Origin of the sequence: Serratia quinivorans, assembly GCF_052113645.1 — a bacterium.
Lineage (GTDB): Bacteria > Pseudomonadota > Gammaproteobacteria > Enterobacterales > Enterobacteriaceae > Serratia > Serratia quinivorans_B.
The window spans coordinates 55,288-73,388 of record NZ_JBIEIU010000002.1; the positions used below are offsets into that span (position 1 = coordinate 55,288).

The 18,101-nt window shown below is 56.3% G+C and carries 19 protein-coding genes; 14 read left to right on the plus strand and 5 right to left on the minus strand.

Annotated elements, in window-relative coordinates; translation table 11 throughout:
- Positions 1 to 33 precede the first annotated feature (33 nt).
- Positions 34 to 729, minus strand: a complete 696-nt coding sequence (aqpZ, locus tag ACGS9J_RS05520; protein WP_442230029.1) for an aquaporin Z — start codon at positions 727 to 729, stop codon at positions 34 to 36.
- Between the two features lie 447 nt (positions 730 to 1,176).
- Here aqpZ and ACGS9J_RS05525 point away from each other — a divergent pair, with 447 nt between their 5' ends.
- Positions 1,177 to 2,541, plus strand: coding sequence for an esterase-like activity of phytase family protein (locus ACGS9J_RS05525; RefSeq protein WP_442230030.1), 1,365 nt, complete (start codon positions 1,177 to 1,179; stop codon positions 2,539 to 2,541).
- A gap of 108 nt (positions 2,542 to 2,649) precedes the next feature.
- Here the strand turns inward: ACGS9J_RS05525 and ACGS9J_RS05530 are convergent, their stop codons facing one another.
- Positions 2,650 to 3,825 carry a low temperature requirement protein A gene (locus tag ACGS9J_RS05530; RefSeq protein ID WP_442230031.1) on the minus strand — a complete coding sequence of 392 codons (1,176 nt, stop codon included), beginning with the start codon at positions 3,823 to 3,825 and terminating at the stop codon, positions 2,650 to 2,652.
- Between the two features lie 308 nt (positions 3,826 to 4,133).
- On the opposite strand from ACGS9J_RS05530, the gene ACGS9J_RS05535 reads away from it, so the two are divergent.
- Together ACGS9J_RS05535 and ACGS9J_RS05540 are read left to right on the plus strand one after the other, a co-directional pair.
- Entirely contained in the window at positions 4,134 to 4,418 is a 285-nt protein-coding gene (locus ACGS9J_RS05535; RefSeq protein ID WP_442230032.1) for a DUF1471 domain-containing protein, read from the plus strand.
- Positions 4,419 to 4,658: 240 nt separating this feature from the next.
- The gene (locus tag ACGS9J_RS05540) at positions 4,659 to 5,216 is read left to right on the plus strand and encodes a class I SAM-dependent methyltransferase (protein ID WP_442230033.1); all 558 of its coding nucleotides are present in this window, start codon (positions 4,659 to 4,661) and stop codon (positions 5,214 to 5,216) included.
- Here the strand turns inward: ACGS9J_RS05540 and ACGS9J_RS05545 are convergent, their stop codons facing one another.
- Complete coding sequence (locus tag ACGS9J_RS05545; protein WP_442230034.1) at positions 5,217 to 5,678, minus strand: GNAT family N-acetyltransferase; 462 nt, start codon at positions 5,676 to 5,678, stop codon at positions 5,217 to 5,219.
- 216 nt (positions 5,679 to 5,894) lie between these two features.
- Between ACGS9J_RS05545 and ACGS9J_RS05550 the strand changes: the two genes are divergently transcribed.
- The 4 genes from ACGS9J_RS05550 to aroL all read left to right on the plus strand — a co-directional run bounded on the left by ACGS9J_RS05550 (position 5,895) and on the right by aroL (position 10,375).
- Entirely contained in the window at positions 5,895 to 7,010 is a 1,116-nt protein-coding gene (locus tag ACGS9J_RS05550) for an ABC transporter substrate-binding protein (RefSeq protein ID WP_442230035.1), read from the plus strand.
- A complete protein-coding gene (locus ACGS9J_RS05555) occupies positions 7,003 to 9,126 on the plus strand; it encodes a TonB-dependent siderophore receptor (RefSeq protein ID WP_442230036.1) in 2,124 nt (707 codons plus the stop codon). Before ACGS9J_RS05550 ends, ACGS9J_RS05555 begins: the two co-directional genes overlap by 8 nt.
- Positions 9,127 to 9,216: 90 nt before the next feature.
- Complete coding sequence (locus tag ACGS9J_RS05560; RefSeq protein WP_442230037.1) at positions 9,217 to 9,735, plus strand: GNAT family N-acetyltransferase; 519 nt, start codon at positions 9,217 to 9,219, stop codon at positions 9,733 to 9,735.
- A gap of 115 nt (positions 9,736 to 9,850) precedes the next feature.
- Positions 9,851 to 10,375, plus strand: coding sequence for a shikimate kinase AroL (gene aroL / locus ACGS9J_RS05565; protein ID WP_442230038.1), 525 nt, complete (start codon positions 9,851 to 9,853; stop codon positions 10,373 to 10,375).
- Positions 10,376 to 10,570: 195 nt separating this feature from the next.
- On the opposite strand, the gene ACGS9J_RS05570 is transcribed toward aroL, so the two are convergent.
- Positions 10,571 to 11,329, minus strand: coding sequence for a helix-turn-helix domain-containing protein (locus ACGS9J_RS05570; RefSeq protein ID WP_442230039.1), 759 nt, complete (start codon positions 11,327 to 11,329; stop codon positions 10,571 to 10,573).
- A 101-nt stretch (positions 11,330 to 11,430) separates the two neighbouring features.
- On the opposite strand from ACGS9J_RS05570, the gene ACGS9J_RS05575 reads away from it, so the two are divergent.
- The 7 genes from ACGS9J_RS05575 (at position 11,431) to ppnP (ending at position 17,075) form a co-directional block, all read left to right on the plus strand.
- On the plus strand, positions 11,431 to 11,835 hold the full coding sequence (locus tag ACGS9J_RS05575) for a nuclear transport factor 2 family protein (RefSeq protein WP_442230040.1): 405 nt from the start codon (positions 11,431 to 11,433) through the stop codon (positions 11,833 to 11,835).
- Between the two features lie 46 nt (positions 11,836 to 11,881).
- Entirely contained in the window at positions 11,882 to 12,082 is a 201-nt protein-coding gene (locus ACGS9J_RS05580; protein ID WP_442230041.1) for a YaiA family protein, read from the plus strand.
- Positions 12,083 to 12,390: 308 nt separating this feature from the next.
- On the plus strand, positions 12,391 to 13,164 hold the full coding sequence (locus tag ACGS9J_RS05585; protein WP_442230042.1) for an IclR family transcriptional regulator: 774 nt from the start codon (positions 12,391 to 12,393) through the stop codon (positions 13,162 to 13,164).
- 199 nt (positions 13,165 to 13,363) lie between these two features.
- A complete protein-coding gene (locus tag ACGS9J_RS05590) occupies positions 13,364 to 14,929 on the plus strand; it encodes an OPT/YSL family transporter (protein WP_442230043.1) in 1,566 nt (521 codons plus the stop codon).
- Between the two features lie 32 nt (positions 14,930 to 14,961).
- Complete coding sequence (locus ACGS9J_RS05595; protein ID WP_442230044.1) at positions 14,962 to 15,891, plus strand: DUF1177 domain-containing protein; 930 nt, start codon at positions 14,962 to 14,964, stop codon at positions 15,889 to 15,891.
- 4 nt (positions 15,892 to 15,895) lie between these two features.
- Positions 15,896 to 16,573: an AroM family protein gene (locus ACGS9J_RS05600; protein ID WP_442230045.1), complete on the plus strand. Its 678-nt coding sequence runs from the start codon at positions 15,896 to 15,898 to the stop codon at positions 16,571 to 16,573.
- A gap of 211 nt (positions 16,574 to 16,784) precedes the next feature.
- Positions 16,785 to 17,075, plus strand: a complete 291-nt coding sequence (ppnP, locus tag ACGS9J_RS05605; protein WP_020825434.1) for a pyrimidine/purine nucleoside phosphorylase — start codon at positions 16,785 to 16,787, stop codon at positions 17,073 to 17,075.
- Positions 17,076 to 17,137: 62 nt separating this feature from the next.
- On the opposite strand, the gene rdgC is transcribed toward ppnP, so the two are convergent.
- On the minus strand, positions 17,138 to 18,049 hold the full coding sequence (gene rdgC, locus ACGS9J_RS05610) for a recombination-associated protein RdgC (RefSeq protein ID WP_020825435.1): 912 nt from the start codon (positions 18,047 to 18,049) through the stop codon (positions 17,138 to 17,140).
- Between the last annotated feature and the right edge of the window lie 52 nt (positions 18,050 to 18,101).

The following is an 18,101-nucleotide window of genomic DNA, read 5'->3' on the forward strand; positions in this document are numbered from 1 at the left end:
CGGCTGCCCTGACAGAACATTACCGGGTATAAATTACTTCTTGTCTTCCAGCAGGCAGCGATAAATCAGACCGCCAATAACACCACCCACTAATGGCACCAGCCAGAATACCCAGAGCTGTTGCAATGCCCAGGTCCCCTGGAATATCGCCACGCCGGTACTGCGCGCTGGGTTTACGGAAGTATTGGTTACCGGAATACTGATCAGGTGAATCAGCGTTAATGTCAGACCAATAGCCAACGGAGCAAACCCTGCCGGCGCGCGTTTATCTGTCACGCCATGAATAACGATCAGGAAGAATGCGGTCAATACCAATTCAATGGCGATCGCGGATTGCAGAGAATAGCCGCCCGGTGAGTGTTCACCGTAACCGTTGGAGGCGAAGCCGCCGCCGGTAGCATCAAAACCTGCCTTGCCGCTGGCGATCAAATACAACACCGCTGCTGCGGCAATCCCGCCAATCACTTGAGCAATCACATAGGGAATAACGTCTTTAGCGGCGAAACGGCCGCCGGCAAATAATCCCACGGTAATCGCCGGGTTAAAGTGCCCGCCAGAAATATGACCAACCGCATAAGCCATAGTGACCACGGTAAGACCAAAAGCGAGCGCTACACCAAGAAAACCAATACCCAGTTGTGGAAATGCTGCTGCTAATACTGCGCTACCACAACCACCGAACACTAACCAAAATGTGCCAAAAAATTCGGCAAAAAGTCGCTTTGACATAGATTCCATCCCACGGAAAATACTAACGGGCGTTAGCACTAAAAACTATAGAACACCTTTTTCAATTAATGCAGGTTTCTATCAGTATTTTCTTAATGCACCTTGAGTAACCGCGGGTATTAAATCCCCAGAGATTAATTTTGTCTATGCGATGACATCTATATTCTTGGCTTTTTGGCGCGTTTGCTGTTTTTTTTATCGCTGTTATAAGAATTTACCCTAAGCTTAGGCGGTATAGGTATTTTTAGCGGGAAATAGCCATGGTTAAATTAAGTTTTTCATGCGTTTTTTCCATTCGATTTACCCGCGTTCATTGCTAATTCCTATTTGCCATATTTAATTGTGGCTGAAATTCATAGCATTAGCCCTGTTTGTCATCAGACTGTCATGTGAGGCTAATACCTTAGCAAGCTGCCAACTCTCCCCCCTTAACTCTGAGCCATAACCATGAAAATAAAATCGGTTTCGCTGTTAATCAGTTCGTTGTTTCCTCTGTTGTCTTATGCTGCCAGCGACGTTGAAGTGACGCGCTATATTGTCAGCTTTCCCGGCGGCGAGCATGTGAGCTACCAGGGGGCATTCGCCAAGAATTTCCCGCAGGGATTGCCAGTGGGTATCGGTTCGGGCCTGGTATTTAATGGCCATGAAGGCAAAGATCTGTTGTTGACCACCCTGACCGATCGTGGCCCCAATGCCGATGCGCCTGCGGTGGGGGAACAGGAAGCGAAAATCTTCGCCAATCCGGCGTTCGTGCCGCTGTTGATGGATATTCGCGTGGGGAGCGGTAAAGCGGTCGCCAGCAACTCACGTCCGCTGCATGACCAGCAAGGGCCCATTAGCGGTTTGCCTCTGCCGGCGGGTTTGATCGGCGCAACTAACGAAGTGGCTCTGAGCGATACGCTGAAAACCCTGCAGAGCGATCGGCGTGGGTTGGATACCGAAGGCATCACGCCGGACGGTAAAGGTGGCTATTGGTTGTGTGATGAATATGGTCCATTCCTGATCCATATCGACAACCAGGGCAAGATCCTCGCCAAATACGGCCCGACGCCGGAACAAGGCGAGCAGGCCGTCGCCAGTGGGTTGCCGAATATCATCAAGTGGCGCCAGCCGAATCGCGGTTTTGAAGGCATCACCCGTTTGCCGGACGGGCGCATTCTGGCGGCGGTGCAGAGCACGCTCGACGTGGATGGCAAGAGCAAGAACAAGGCGCAGTTTACGCGCTTGGTCAGTTTTGATCCGGCCAGCGGCAAAACGGCGATGTACGGCTATCCGATCGATATCGACAGCTATAAAAAAGCCAAAGACGCCAAGGTGGGTGACATCGTGGCGGTGGACAACCAACACATCCTGCTGGTTGAGCAGGGCAGCGATAAAGACAAGCAGATGATCAACAAGATCTACCTGGTCGATCTCAGCCAGGCAACCGATCTGACGCCTTTCGACGGCAAGGGCAAGGCGCTGGAGTTTGACGATGCGAAAGATCTCGCCAAGCGCGGCGTGAAGTTGGCACAGAAGCGTGAAGTGGCGGATCTGCGTAAATTGGGTTGGCAGCAGGAGAAGGTAGAAGGCCTGTCGCTGATCGACGATCGCACCCTGGCGATCATTAACGATAACGATTTTGGCCTGCAGGCCAAGCTGGTGGACGCGCAACCCAAGGCCAAGAAAATCGGCGATTATCAGTTGGATAAACAGGGCAACCTGAGCCTGGAAGGAAAAACGGTATCGACCCGTATCGAACTGCAACCGCTGGAGAAACCGGAATCGCTCAGCGAGTTGTGGGTATTGACGCTGCCGCAGTCGCTGAAGTAAATACGGCATCCGGGGGCCGCGCCCTAATGCCAATCGTTTAATAGATCGAGATACCGGGACGATCCGGGGTGGGCCTCCGGTGGGAACCCTACCCCGGTTTCTCGCTGGTCAGTGAGCGTTGCTGGCCCGTGGCGCTCTGCTGCGTGAAATGCTCTCCCACACCGCGACCGCCACCATAATCAGCGTCGTCAGGCCGTTCACCATCAGTAAATCGGTGAGGTAGGCCAGCGGCGCCAACACGGCCAGTGCGATCAGCCCCAACAGGTGCGACAACGGGAAACGACGATACACCAACCGCTTGTACAGCGCGTTGGCGAGCAGATAAATCGCCGGACCCAACAGCAGCACCGCGGCCGTCACGTTGTCGATATGACCGTCAGGGTGGGCGATCACCAGTTCATTGGCAACGGCGCAGACGATGATCGCGCCAACCAGCACCACATGGACATAATGGAAGTTGGCCCCCAACTGGCCGGGGTTTTCCGCCTGGCTGATGGCATGGCTGCCGGCTTTGCTGCTGGTATCGAAATAGACCCACCACATCGCCAGACTGCCGAGGAAAGCCACCAGCGAGGCAATCAGTACCGGTGCGCTCCAGGACTCCATTTCGCTGAGGGTCGAACCGGTAATCAGAATGGTTTCCCCCAGCGCCACGATCACGAACAACTGACAGCGTTCTGCCAGGTGGTGGCCTTCGATAGTCCATTCGCTGCTGCTGTCGGAGCGGCCCAGCACTGGCAAACGGAAACCGAACATCGGCGAAACGTATTCGCACAATACCGCTATTGCCCACAGCCACAGTCGGTTATGGCCTTCCGCCAGCCCGCCGAGGATCCAGAACAGCGCCGAAATGCACATCCAGCCGAGAATGCGGCGGAAGTTTTGTTGCAGCGGATGGTTGGCGGGCAGCAGGTTCAGCACCACCAGTGAACGGCCCACCTGGATCGCCACGTAAAACAGCGCAAACGTCAGCCCACGCTCGCCAAATGCCTGCGGCAACGCAGAAGAGGCAAACAGCCCCAGCAGCATGATGCCGAACAGCAGGATACGGATAGGGCGGGTATCCGGGTTAAACCAGTTGGTGACCCAGGCGGTGTATTGCCAGGCCAGCCAGACGGCGAACCACAGCAACAGCGTTTCCAACGCGCCGATCAGCGTGAGGTGGTGCAGCAGATAGTGGGAAAGTTGGGTAACGGCAAAAACGTAAATCAGATCGAACAGCAATTCCGAAAACGAAACCGAGGCGCCACGGCCATCACGAACACGCAGTAAGGTTTGCGACATAGGGAGTCCTTCCATAATGATAACCTTCAGGAATAGCGTAGTTCAGTCGCGGGTGATGAGAGAAGAATCTTAAAAGTGAAGGTTTTTATTTTCCGCGTCCAAACGGACTTTTAATTGTCCTCCGTCAGGGGTAGAGTGGCTGCATAAACCTCGAATTGCCCTGCCGAAGACATACCTGCACGCACTTCCTCCTTATTTTCATCACAATGATTGATGTTCTTTACATTGGATTACGTCTGCTTTCATTGTCTGGTCGATAATTAACTCCACTGATACGAGAAAATAAACAAAAACATCTGGAGTTCACTATGAAACTATTACCTGGCATCGCAGCAGTTCTCTTGGCAGCCGCTTCATTTTCTTCCTTTGCAGCGCCGCTGTCGTCGGTAAAACAGATCAGTACTGAGCAGGCCAGTGGCATGCAAAGCCTTGGTGTAGTGTCGGTTTCCGGCGTTAGCGGTTCTCCGGGCGATGCGGTTCACGCGCTGAAAGAAAAAGCCCAGGCGGACGGCGCCAGCCGTATTCGTATTATCGGGCTGGACACCCCGGGGGATTCCAGCAACTGGCGCGGCAATGCGGAAATATACCGTTAATCGTCTGAAATAAATAAAGTTCGGCCACTGTTATCGGTGGCCGATAAAATAAACGGTTGTGGATAATAATCTGACCGGTAATGCTGTTGCCTGATTACCTGAAGATGATTGCCGCACCTTTTTTTTGCCTGCAGTCGGTTGCATTTTATTACAAGTATGTCGGCGGTTTTAGGAAACATGTTAATGAATACTTAAGAAATTGGGTTCAGATTGGTGGCTACTCAACCTAAGGAGGCCCCAATGTTAAACGCGACCCGGCTGCAACTGAAGAACCACTTTTCTTACCTCCAGCAGTTTATGGCTTCGCCGCGCACCATCGGTACGCTGGCGCCTTCTTCTCCCTGGCTGTGTCAGGCGATGCTGAATCAGATTGAATGGACCGGGGCGTTGTCGATCGCCGAACTGGGTGCGGCGGACGGTGTGCTGACCAAGAGAATATTGGGGCGCATGCGCGCCGATGCTTCGCTCGAGGCCTTTGAAATTCAATCTCATTTTGTGCATCAGCTGCGCAAAATCGACGACCGCCGCCTGCAGGTGATGGATCGTTCGGCAGAAGAAATGGCCCGCGATTATGACGTGGTGTTCTCCTGCCTGCCGCTGTTGTCGATCCCGCTTAAAATCAGCATTCGTATTTTGCAGCAGGCGCAGCAGCGTTTGCTGGCCCGCAACGGTACGTTGGTGCTGTTCCAGTACAGCCACCTGTCGGAAAAGCTGCTGTCCCGCTATTTCCACTGGAAACGGCTGCGGGTGGTGCGTAACTTCCCGCCGGCGCTGGTGTATATCTGCACGCCGCGTTAGCTAAAGCCTTTTTTCCATCACCACCACTTCGCCCCCGTACTGCTGCCGGCGTTCGATGGTTTGCCAGCCCCAGCCGGTATACAGCGCCTCGGATTTATCGGTAATCAGGTGCAATACGGGGTGATTGTGCTGGCGTGCCAATTGCACAATCGCCGCTTCCAGACGCTGCGCAATGCCCTGGCGGCGGTGATCCGGGTGCACAAACACCCCGGCCAGCCAGGGAGAAAGGTCCATTCGGTGATGATCGTCGCTCGGCCACAGGCTGGCCATGCCCAGCGGACGTTCCCCCTCAAGTGCGAGCAGGGTGGTGTAGTCTTCGCTCGGCTGCGCGCACAGGGCAAAACGCTGACGCGTGCGTTCCAGTGAACCGCCACGTTGTGAACCCCATTGACCAAAGGCCCATGCGGCGCACACGTCGCTGAGCTGTGGGCACTCTGCCAGTGGAACAATACGTTGGGTCATCTCTGTACCTCCTGGATTATTGGCAATCTGGCTCGTGTTTTATCGAATTATCGACCGATTTTTTAACTTTATAAAACGGCATTTACAGCGATTTTTCACGTTTCAGCGCCGAAACAGCGTGATTCAACGGATTTAGCTGGCCCGCCAAGGGTTGTGATTGAAAGTGCTAATGAGAGTGATTATCATGCGCGCATATTTTGCTGATCCGGTTCACTCATGCGCAATTCCCTCATGTTACTGCTGTTTTCCCTGCTGCTTGGCGTTTTTAGCGTTCAGGCGAAAATGGTCACCGATATCACTGGCCGTCAGGTCGAGGTGCCGGACAATCCGCAGCGTATCGTAGTGGGCGAAAGCCGGATGCTGTACACCCTGGCGTTGCTGGAGCCGGGCAACCCCGCCCAACGTATCGTCGGCTGGCCGGACGACATGGCGCGTTTCGATGCGCAAAGTTGGCAGCTCTACACGCAGAAATTCCCGCAGATCAAAGCCATACCTTCCATCAGCAAGGGCAACTTCCGCCAGGTTAACATTGAAAATCTGATCCGATTGAAACCGGATTTGGTGATCCTGGCCCGTTACGCGAAGGAAGAGGGGGACAGTGATTTACTGCTCACAGCGCTAAATAAGGCCGGTATTGCGGTGATCTATGTCGATTTACGGGTCGATCTGCTGCATAACACCGTGCCGAGCGTTCGGCTGTTGGGCGAGGTGCTCAACCGCCAGCAACGGGCGGAGCAGTTCATCCACTTCTATCAGCAGCATATGGCGGTGATCCAGCAGCGGCTGGCCGGCTACCAAGGGCCAAAGCCCAAGGTGATGCTGCACCTGCACCTTGGACGGCGCGAAACCTGCTGTACCACGGCGGCCCATGGCAACCTGGGCGATCTGCTGGCCTTTGCCGGCGGCGACAATATCGCCAACGCCAGCATCAAGGGCGTTTACGGCGAGCTGAACCCGGAAACGATTCTGACCGCCAATCCTGTCATTTACATTGCCACCGGCATGGCCGGTCCGCAGGGCAAGCGTTTTTCCGATCTGCGCCTTGGGCCACAGGTCACTCAGCAGGAGGCCGATGAAAGCTTCCGCCTGGTCATGCAAAAACAGCCGATGCTCGCCAACCTGAACGCGATAAAAAACCACCAGGCCTGGAGCATCTGGCACAACTTCTATCTCAGTCCGTACCACGTGGTGGCGGTTGAGATGTTCGCCAAAGCGTTCTATCCGGATCTGTTTGCAGACATCAACCCGCAGCAGACCTTCAAGCAGCTTTATCAACAATTTTTACCATTGCCTTTTTCAGGGACCTATTGGAGTCAGTTAGATAATGAATAATACCCAGCGTGGCTGGTGGTGCGCACTGCCTCTGGCGGCCTGTGCGTCGGTACCGGCAATCGGCGCGGAAAAAACGGCAGAGGAAGGGGAAACTCTGCTGGTAGTCGGCCAGGCATCGACGGAGGGGACGCAAAGTTATCAGCCGCTGACCAGCGTGACGGGCACCCGAACGGAGACCAGCCTGCTGAATGTTCCGCAGGCTGTCGACGTGGTGCCGCAGCAGGTGATTACCGATCAGGCGGTCAGCAGCCTGGATGAAGCGCTGTATAACGTCAGCGGCATTACCCAGGCGAATACCTTGGGCGGCACCCAGGACGCGGTGATGAAGCGCGGTTTCGGCGATAACCGCGACGGCTCCATTCTGCGCGACGGCGTGCGTTCGGTGCAGGCACGCAACTTTACCCCGACCACCGAGCGGGTTGAGGTGCTGAAAGGCCCCGCGTCGATGCTGTACGGCATGGGGGAACCGGGCGGGATGATCAACATGATCACCAAAAAGCCGCAGTTGCAGCAGCACACCCATGTGGAAGGTTGGGGCAGTAGCTTCAAGGGCGGAGGCGGCCAGTTGGACGTCACCGGGCCGATCGGCACCTCCGGGTTCGCCTATCGGATGATTGTCGATCACGATGAAACCGACTATTGGCGTAACTTTGGTCGTAACCGCCAGACGGTGATTGCGCCATCGCTGATGTGGTACGGCGAGAGCACCACGGTACGCGTTGCCTATGAGCATATGGAATACCTGGTGCCATTCGACCGCGGTACCATCATTGATTCGCGTACCGGCAAGCCGGTGAATACGCCGCGCGACCGCCGTTTTGACGAGGGTTATAACGCCACGCGTGGCGATCAGGACAGCCTGACCCTGCAGATCGATCAGGTACTGAACGACAGTTGGAAAAGCTCACTGACTTACGCCTACAGCCGCAACAGCTACAGCGACAATCAGGCTCGCGCGCTGGCTTTGGATCCTGAAACCGGCGTGCTGTCGCGCCAGGCCGACTCCACCGCCCATGCCGTCAGCCATGCCAACGCGGTACAACTGACGTTCAACGGTGACGTGGACTGGGGCAGCATCAACCACCAGATGCTGTTCGGGTTTGATTTTGAAGATAATCGGACCTACCGCGGCGATATGATCCGCGGTAAAAAGAACAGCGATTTCAACATTTATAATCCGGTGTACGGCCAGATGCCTACCTCGAATGCCGTCAGTGCCAAAGACAGCGATCAGCGTGAAAACCTCACCAGCTACGGTTGGTTCATGCAGGACTCCATTCAACTGACTGATAAATGGTTGGTGATGGGGGGGCTGCGCTATGACGCCTTCGACGTTTTTGCCGGTAAAGGGCGACCCTTCGTCACCAATACCGACAGCTCTGACGGCAAACTGGTGCCGCGCGCCGGGGTGGTCTACAAACTGACACCTTATGTGTCGCTGTACAGCAGCTATACCGAGTCCTTCAAGCCAAACTCTTCCATTGCCAGCCAGATTGGTTCGCTGCCGCCGGAACAGGGCAAGGCCTGGGAAGTGGGCAGCAAGCTTGAGTTGCCGAACGGCGTCACCGGAACCCTGGCGCTGTTCGACATCACCAAACGCAACGTGATGGTCAGCGAACTGGTGAATGGCGAAACCGTCACCCGTACCGCCGGGCGAGTACGTTCGCAGGGCGTGGAGCTGGATGTTGCCGGCAACATCACCGACTCGTTGAGCATGATCGGTTCTTACGCTTATACCGACGCGCGGGTGGTGGATGACCCGGATAACAAGGGTAAAGAGATGACCAACGTGGCACGCCATACCGCCTCGCTGTTCCTGACGCAGGATCTGGGCTCCCCAGGACTGTACAGCGGGGACAATGTACGGATAGGCGCCGGTGCGCGTTATGTGGGCCGCCGTCCGGGCGACGCCGCTAACAGTTTCACGCTCGATAACTACACCGTCGCTGACGCTTTCGCCGCTTACACCATGCCGATACAGGGTTACCGGGTGAAATGGCAATTGAACGTGAAGAACCTGTTCGACAAAACCTATTACCCTTCCAGCGGCGGAAATTTACGCGTGGCGATAGGGGAACCGCGTGAAGTGGTGCTGCGTGCCAGCGTCGACTTCTAATTTTTCGCGCAGCAACGCGAGCCCGGCGGCGGGTATCTGCCGTCGGGGAAATCTGGTTAAATAGCCGGCCCTGACGTTAAGGAGAACCCGATGAGCCTGCAAATCCGTTTAGCGCAGCCACAAGATATTGTTCAGTTGATTGCCGTCGAGCAGTCTGCGGCGCAGCTGTTTCTTCAACAGCCGGCCTGGCGTTTTATTGCCGAAGGCCCGGTGATGACGGCAGAGCAACATGCTGATTTTATTCAGCGGCAACACACGTGGCTGGCTGAAAATGCCGTGGGGGAGGTGGCCGGTTTTATCGCCGCCGTGCCGGGGCAGCAGGATTGGCATATCGCCGAGCTGTCGGTGGCCGCCCACTGCCAGCGACAGGGCATTGGCCGCCGTTTGATTATTGAGGTTGCGGCGCAGGCCGCCTTGTTGGGCGCACAGCGCCTGACGCTGACCACTTTTATCGATGTGCCCTGGAATGCGCCCTATTACCAGCGCCTGGGGTTCAGGCCGATAGCCGCCGAGCGACTCAGCACCTCACTGAGGCAGCAACTGGCTGAAGAGGTGGCGCAGGGCTTTGCCGTTGGCAGCCGCTGTGCCATGGAATTTACACTATCGTAAATATTGAAATACAGGCTGATGGCGGTATGATGCAGCAACTACGCCATCGCACGATCTGCACGCCGGATCCTGGCGTGCTAACGCATTCAAGTCACCGTATAAGGGACAACCCGTAATGACTCAAACCATTTTCATGGTCGGCGCTCGCGGAGCCGGTAAAACCACGGTGGGCAGTGCTCTGGCGTTGGCGCTGGGCTATCAATTCACCGATACCGATCTGTTTATGCAGCAGACCACGCAGATGAGCGTGGCGGAAATGGTCGCAAATGAAGGCTGGCTGGGTTTTCGCCGCCGTGAAAGTATTGCTCTGCAAACCGTAACTCAACCGTCAACTGTAGTTGCCACCGGCGGTGGCGCGATCCTGGCGGAAGAGAACCGTCAATTCATGCGTCAGCACGGCACCGTCATTTACCTGCGCGCTCCGGCCGAGGTGCTGGCGCAGCGGTTGGAAGAGTATCCGCAAGACACGCAGCGCCCCACGCTGACCGGGCGTCCGATTGCTGAAGAGATGCTGGAAGTACTGGCCGCACGCGAGGCCTTGTATCAGGAGACCGCGCACTACGTGATGGACGGCACCGGCAGCCCGCAGCAGGTGGTCGAAAAGATCCTCGCGGCGTTGCAGTTGGAAACGGTAAAGTAATCCTCCGCTGACACTTTCGGGCACCGAGCCTGGTGCCCGACTCTCCACATTTCTCTCCTGGGTAGCGCAATCGCGAGGCGATTGAGCAGGGGTCTTCACCGATTTTTCGCGAACGCGGCCTGAATGCTGTCAGTGCTAACGATCTGATGGCGGCTGTGGAGTCCGCTCAAGGCGATGCGTTGTCGGAGCAGTTTCTCAATGCGACGCGTCAGGCGCTGTTGCCGTCTGACGTTGAGTAAAATACAACCCCGGCGTGGTGCCAAAGCGTTGACGGAAGGCGGCAATATAGGCGCTGACATTGTCATAGCCGTATTCGCCGGCAATCCGGCCGACTGACTCACCGCGCGACAGAGGTTCCAGCGAGCGGAGCACTCGTGCCTGCTGACGCCAGCGGGCAAAGGTCACGCCGGTTTCACCGATAAAGCGGCGGCTGAGGGTGCGCACGCTCAGCCCGGCCCAGGCTGCCCATTCACTCTGGCTGCGGTCGCTGGCAGGCTCATTCAGCAGTGCGCGGGCGATTTTCAGCAGCCGCGCGTCCTGCGGTAGCGGCAACTGCAGTGGCGCGGTTTCTTCCGCTTTCATCTCATCCAGCAAGACCTGCAATAAGCGCAGCTGCGCCGGATCCAGCCTTTGCCCGGCGAAAGGGGCAATGCGGGCGACTAATGCCTGAATCAACGTCGAGGCGGGGCTCAAACGCGGTTGCGCAGGCAGCGTCGCGCACCGGGGTTCCGGCAGATACAGGCTCCAGCCGGTGACGTTGCCGCAGGCCAGTGCCTGATGCGGGCAGTTTGGCGGCAACCAGCCGATGCTGCCGGCGGTCATTGCCCATTGCCGCTCCCGGGTTTCCAACGCCATCATGCCGTGGGTCAACAGGTAGATCTGCCCGCCGGCGTGCTGGTGCCAGGGTGTCAGGTGCTTTTTGTGATGCCAAAGTCGCTCGCTTTGCAGGATCATAATGATTGGCCGATTAGCAGTATAAAAAGTCCGGATGTGGTTATTATGCCACCTTCCATCGGCTTTATGATCTCCTCGTCATTCAATTTTGGAGATCAACAATGAACCCGAAAACCCCCACCGCCGTAGTGCTCGACGCTTTACAGAGGGTCGTCGCCGCCCCGCAACACCAGCCGGCGTTGATCGATGAACTTTTCAGTGCCGATTACCGCCAGCAGGTGGACGGCAAGGCGCTGGATTATGTGCAGTTCGTGCAACATATGGCGTTGCTCAAGCAACTGACCCGCAGCATGACGCTGGAGATCGTCGCCATCGCCGGGCAGGGGGATTCGGTGCTGACACACCATCGGGTGCGGGTGGAAAAGCGGGACGGGCGTTGCAGCCGGATTAAGGTGCTGGCGCATTTCACCGTGCGCGACGGCAAAATCTGCGCTTGCGATGAGCTGACGCAATTGCTGGAAGGCGAACATGGCGATCGCGATCTGGGGTCACGGGTGTCGGCATAAATAGCACTGCTATACTTAAACCTGTGGAATCACACGGGAGATCAGCATGCGCGAAAATGACCGACCAGGCTATCCGAGAACCGCCCGAGTGGTCGCCGTTGACCGGGGCGACCCGAGCTTGCATATGCACCGTTTCGAGGTGCGTACCGACGATATTGAGCCGAATACGTTACTCAGTGAGCACGCAACCGAGCAGGAAGCGCTTGATGCCAAACATCGCTATGAGGATCCGGCGCTGGAAGATTAAGCGGCATCCCTCAGAAACCGGCGCAATGCCGGTTTCTTTATTGGTTCTACTGACCCCTTTTATTTATTTCTGTGGTGCGGCAACCCTAAATTAGCATGACATGCTGGTTTATACCCTTGAGCTCGAGTAACTGCGTGGTAATGGAGTTATTTCATCCCTGTTCTCTGTTGTATTTTATTTTGTGAAGCATCATCCGCTGGGATTAATGGGCGGGATGAAAAATAAACTGCTTGACGATAAGTTGTGCGAGTTTTAGTTTCTAATTATCAAACAGGAACTGAGTTCCATATAGTGGAACAGGGCGCGCCATGACAACCTTGGAAAATGCCGCAGCGGTATTAAAGCTATTTTCACAACAACGGATGATGCACGGTCAGCCCGGTATTTCATTCAGCGATGTGGTGAACCAATTAGCGCTGCCAAAAAGTACCGTCTCGCGTCTGCTGCAGACCATGGAAACGCAGGGCATGCTGGAGCGCGATCCCGACAGCAAACTGTATAAAATCGGCCGTTTGCTGTTATCGGTCTCCAGCCATTATCTGTCGACGCCGCTGGTGGACAGCGTGGCGGCCAGTATGGTGCAGCTCAGCCAACTCACCAGCTGCACGGGCTATGTTTCGGTGCTGGAAGGGCAAGAGATCATGGTGATGCGCATGTTCCCGGGCCGTCATTTCCTCCAGGTAGTGACGCCGGCGGGCAGCCGCTCACCGGCGGCGGAAACCTCGGTGGGCCGGGCAATACTGGCGCGAGACAGTGATGAACAAGCCATGGCGCGCTATGCCGCGGGTTACTCTGTGGCTTCGCCCAATGCTCCGCAATCGCCGGAGGCGCTGTTGAGCAAGCTGGCGCAGATTCGACGGCAGGGCTGGTCTCTGGCCCGCAACGAAACCCTGCATGGCATCAGTTCGCTGGCGACGGCTGTGACCAATAAACACCGCAATGAAACGGTGGGTCTGTGTTTATCCTTTGCCACGCAGGCGGATGAACAACCGTTTTCAGCCGCCGTATTAGAGGCATTGATGACGGTATCCCGGCAATTGGCGGAAAAATTCGGTGATGATTATTGGCAACAGATCAAATAACGCACCGAAATAATTTCGCCAGCACTCAATAATTAACAAAAGCCAACACCAGGGAGTTTGTTAATTATTTAAATGATGATTAAGGGTCAATAAATTATTAATTCAACTCACAGTTCCAAATATCGGAACTGTGACGGCAGCCTTACGCCGAAAAATGACCCTTGCCAAGCGCCAGCGCATATTCAGGGAAATTGACGTCATGAAATCGAATACCACCATAAATCCGTTGAAAGATATAGGTACGCTGTTGGTGATGGTGATTCTGTCCATCGTCGGGGCCATTATCGGCGTGCAGCTGATCACCACGCTGGGCGTGACGCCCAATACGTCGATCATTGGCGCGCTATTCGCCATGTTGTTGGCGCGCATTCCGTTGCAGATGTTCCAGCGTTACCGGTCGGTGCATACGCAAAACCTGGCGCAAACGGTGATCTCTTCCGCCACCTTTGGCGCCGCCAACTCCCTGCTGATGCCGATTGCCGTGCCCTATGTGATGGGCCAACCGCAGCTGATCCTGCCGATGTTTTGCGGGGTGGCGGCGGCGATGCTGCTCGACGCCTACCTGCTGTATCGCATGTTTGACACCAAAATCTTTCCTGCCTCCAATGCCTGGCCGCCGGGCGTCGCGGCGGCGGAAGCCATTAAGGCCGGCGACCGGGGCGGCAAACAGGCCTGGCTGCTGGTGGTGGGGGTAGTGGTCGGGATCGCTGGGTCGATGCTTAAAATCCCAATGGCCGCATTCGGCACCGCGTTTATCGGCAATATTTGGGCATTGGGGATGTTCGGCGTCGGCCTGCTGTTACGCGCCTACGCGGAGCCGATGGCGGGTTTTGACATCAATGCGCATTTCATTCCGCATGGAGTGATGGTCGGTGCCGGGTTGGTGGCCTTGATCCAGGTGGTGCAGGTGATCCGCAGCAAAAACGCCGATGCAGCCGGTTACAGCCAGGCCGATACCGAAGTGCGCAAGGCACTGGGGTTAGGTGCCGTTGGCTATATCATCATTGCGGCGCTGCTGGCGTTGGCCGCTGGGCTGTACAGTGAGATGTCGCTGACCATGCTGGTGCTGTTTGTGATTTACGCCGCGTTTGCTGCCTTTGTGCATGAGCTGATCGTCGGTATCGCTGCGATGCATTCCGGCTGGTTCCCGGCCTTTGCGGTGGCGCTGATTACCCTGATTATCGGCATTCTGATTGGCTTCCCGCCGTTGGCTCTGTGCGTGCTGACCGGCTTTACCGCCGCCACCGGCCCGGCGTTTGCCGACATGGGCTTTGATCTGAAAGCCGGCTTCATTTTGCGCGGCTACGGCAAAGATTTGCAGCAAGAGCTGCTGGGGCGCCGTATTCAGCTGTTCGCCGCGCTGATTGCCTTCGTCATCGCCATTCCGGTGGTGTACTTCGCCTATTCCAGTTACTTCCTGCAGGACCTGATCCCGCCGGTAGCGCGGGTGTACGCCAAGACCATCGAGGCGGGCGCGCAGCCGGGCATTGCCTACAGCTTGCTGATCTGGGCCATTCCCGGTGCCATCGTGCAACTGATTGGCGGGCCCAAGCGCCAGCTCGGCGTACTGTTGGCCACCGGTCTGTTGATCAACAACGCGTTGGCCGGATGGGCGGTGATCGTCGGCATTGCGCTGCGCATTCTGATTATCCGTCGCTGGGGCGACAAGGGCCGTACGCCGATGGAGATCATGGCGGCCGGTTTTATCGCCGGTGATGCGCTGTACAACTTTTTCAATTCCATTTTTTCCAGCAAAGGGAAATAACCCACCCGGTTAAATTGTGAGGCTAGTCAACTATGAGTTTGCAACAAACGCTGCAGGTTTTTGAATTAATTGATAATGCATATGTGAGCGGTCAGGATGTTGTCGATCTGTTTGCCTCTTATCCCGGTATCCGGGCCAGTACGCTGCGTGCCAGCGGGCCGAAAGGCGCGACCGATTTCGTGCGGATTGATATCCCCGGAAGCGCCGGTAAAAGCCAGGGTGGGGATGCGCCGACCCTGGGTATTGTCGGCCGCTTGGGCGGCATCGGTGCACGGCCTACGCGCATTGGCCTGGTGTCTGACGGCGACGGGGCGATCGCCGCGATTGCCAGCGCGCTGAAGCTGGCAGAAATGCAACGTAAAGGCGATGTGCTGGCGGGAGACGTCATCATCACCACCCACATTTGCCCTGACGCGCCAACCCGTCCGCATGATCCGGTCGATTTTATGGATTCACCGATCGACGACGTGACTATGAACGATAATGAAGTGGTGGCGGAGGCCGACGCGATTTTGTCTATCGACACCACCAAAGGCAATCGCATCATCAACCACAAAGGCTACGCGCTGTCGCCAACGGTGAAAGAAGGCTACATCCTGCGGGTGGCGGAAGATCTGCTGCGGATTATGGAGATGACCAGCGGTCGCCCGGCGGTGACCTTCCCGATCACCACACAGGACATTACGCCGTACGGCAACGGGGTACATCACCTGAACAGCATTCTGCAACCTTCTACCGCGACTGCTGCGCCAGTGGTCGGCGTGGCGATCTGTACCGAATCGGTGGTGCCGGGCTGCGGGACCGGTGCCAGCCATGAAGTGGATATTGCGCTGACCGCGAAGTTCGCCGTGGAAGTGGCGAAAGAGTTCGGACGCGGCACCTGCCACTTTTACCAGGCCGATGAATACGCGCAGCTGCTGGCGTTGTACGGCAGCCTGAGCCACCTGCAAAAAAGGAAATAACCGGATGAATGCTTCATTTGCCACGCTGACTATCGGCCAGGCGCCGCGCAACGACATCATGCCGCTGTTGTCTGCCTATCTGCCTGCGGAGCAGGTGAGGCACGTCGGGTTGCTGGACGGGTTGAGCCTCGCCCAGATTGAAGAACGTTATATCCCCGTAGCCGGTGAGAAGGTGCTGGTTTCACGTCTGCTGGACGGGACACAGGTGAAGCTGGCAGCCTCGCGGGTCGAGCAGGGGTTGCAGCATAAAATCAGCGAACTGGAGGCGGACGGTTGCGATGTGATCCTGCTGTTGTGCACCGGCGAATTCGGCCGGCTGCATGCAGAACGGGCGCTGTTGCTGGAGCCGGATCGCATCATTCCACCGCTGATTTCCGCCATTGTCAGCCAACATCGGGTCGGCATCGTGGTACCGGTGGCGGAACAAATCGACCAGCAGGCGGGCAAATGGCAACTGCTGGCGACGCCCCCCTGTTTCGCCGTGGCCAGTCCCTATCTGGCGGATGACGCCGCGTTGGTGCTGGCAGCGAGTGAATTGCAGCGACAGGGGGCGCAGGTGGTGGTGCTTGATTGCATCGGCTATCACCGCCGGCATCGCGATTTCTTGCAGGCACGGCTTGAAATACCGGTACTGCTGTCCAACGTGCTGGTCGCCAAGTTGGCAGCTGAGCTAATTGACTGATTAAAAAGCTAATAAAATCTCATTCTGTCGGGTACCTGCGGCTGTCCGGCGCGTTTTTGAGTGTCGAACCAGAACGGCAGGCTGACGCTCTACCGCCCGACAGAATTTTACACTGCGTCACGATCGCATTTCGCGTGAAAAACCAGTGACAGATCAACCTCAATCCCCCAATATGGATTTCCCATAAAGTTGATTACGCGGGTGCCAGTCTATGCTGAAAGTGAACGAGTATTTTGCCGGAAAAGTGAAGTCTATCGGTTTCGATAGTAGCAGCATCGGCCTTACCAGCGTCGGTGTCATGGAAGAGGGAGAGTACACCTTCACCACCGCCCAGCCGGAAGAAATGACCGTGATTACCGGTGCGTTGAAAGTGTTGCTGCCGGGCTCGCCGGACTGGCAGGTGTTTATGCCGGGTGAGAAGTTCTTCGTACCGGGTCACAGTGAGTTCAACCTGCAGGTGGCCGACGCGACCGCCTATCTGTGCCGTTACTTAAGCAAATAACTTCACCCTCTGGTGATACATCAGGGCTCTGCATGCAGAGCCCTTGGTATTTCTGGCGAGGATTAACGCTGGGCTTCGCCACCCAGAGCTTCGATGGTGTTTTTGATTAACGCCGCCAGCTCGCTGGTCATCAGGATGAAATCGGCGTCAAAACGCTGGGCGAAGTCGTCCCGATCGATATCGTCATTTTGCTCACGCAGCGTATCGGCGAACTTCAGGCGTTTCAACGAGCCGTCATCCGCCAGCACCAGTTGAATGCGCTCTTGCCAGTCCACCGCCAGCTTGGTCACCAGTTTGCCGGCTTCGATATGCACCGCAATTTCATCGCTGATCAGGTTCTGTTTCTTGCAACGGATCACGCCACCGTCTTCCAGAATCGCCTTCAGTTCCGCCTCGTCCTGAATGATAAAGCCGGCCGGCAGTTCACCGGAACGCACCCATTCGGTCAGCGTCAGTTCGATCGGGCTTTCCATGGTCAATGGCACTACCGGCAGCGAACCCAGGCTCTTGCGCAGCAGCGCCAGAGTGTCTTCCGCGCGTTTGGCGCTGGCGGCATCAACCATGATCAGGTCGTTGACCGTGTCGATCCACATAAAAGTCTGGTTAAAACGGCTGAAGGCGCGTGGCAACAGGCTGTGCAACACTTCGTCTTTCAGCGCGTCTTTTTCTGTTTTCTTCAGCTTGCGATGCTGTTCGCCTTCGAGGCGTTCAATTTTGGCCTGCAACTCTTGCTTGATGACCGGCGACGGCAGGATTTTTTCTTCCTTGCGCGCGCAAATGACGATCTGGCCGTTAACCGCATGCGTCAATGCGTCGCTGTGTGAGCCCATTGGGGAGACCCAGCCGGTTTTCGCCATGTCCTGGCTGCCGCACGGGGTGAAAGCAAAAGCGCTGAGCTGTTTTTCCATTTCATCCGCGTTTAGCGCAACTTCGCGGCTCAAACGGTAAACCATCAAATTCTTAAACCACAGCATAATGTTATCCCTGGCTGGGCGTGCAGCTGGCACGCTTATTCATCAAAAGCAG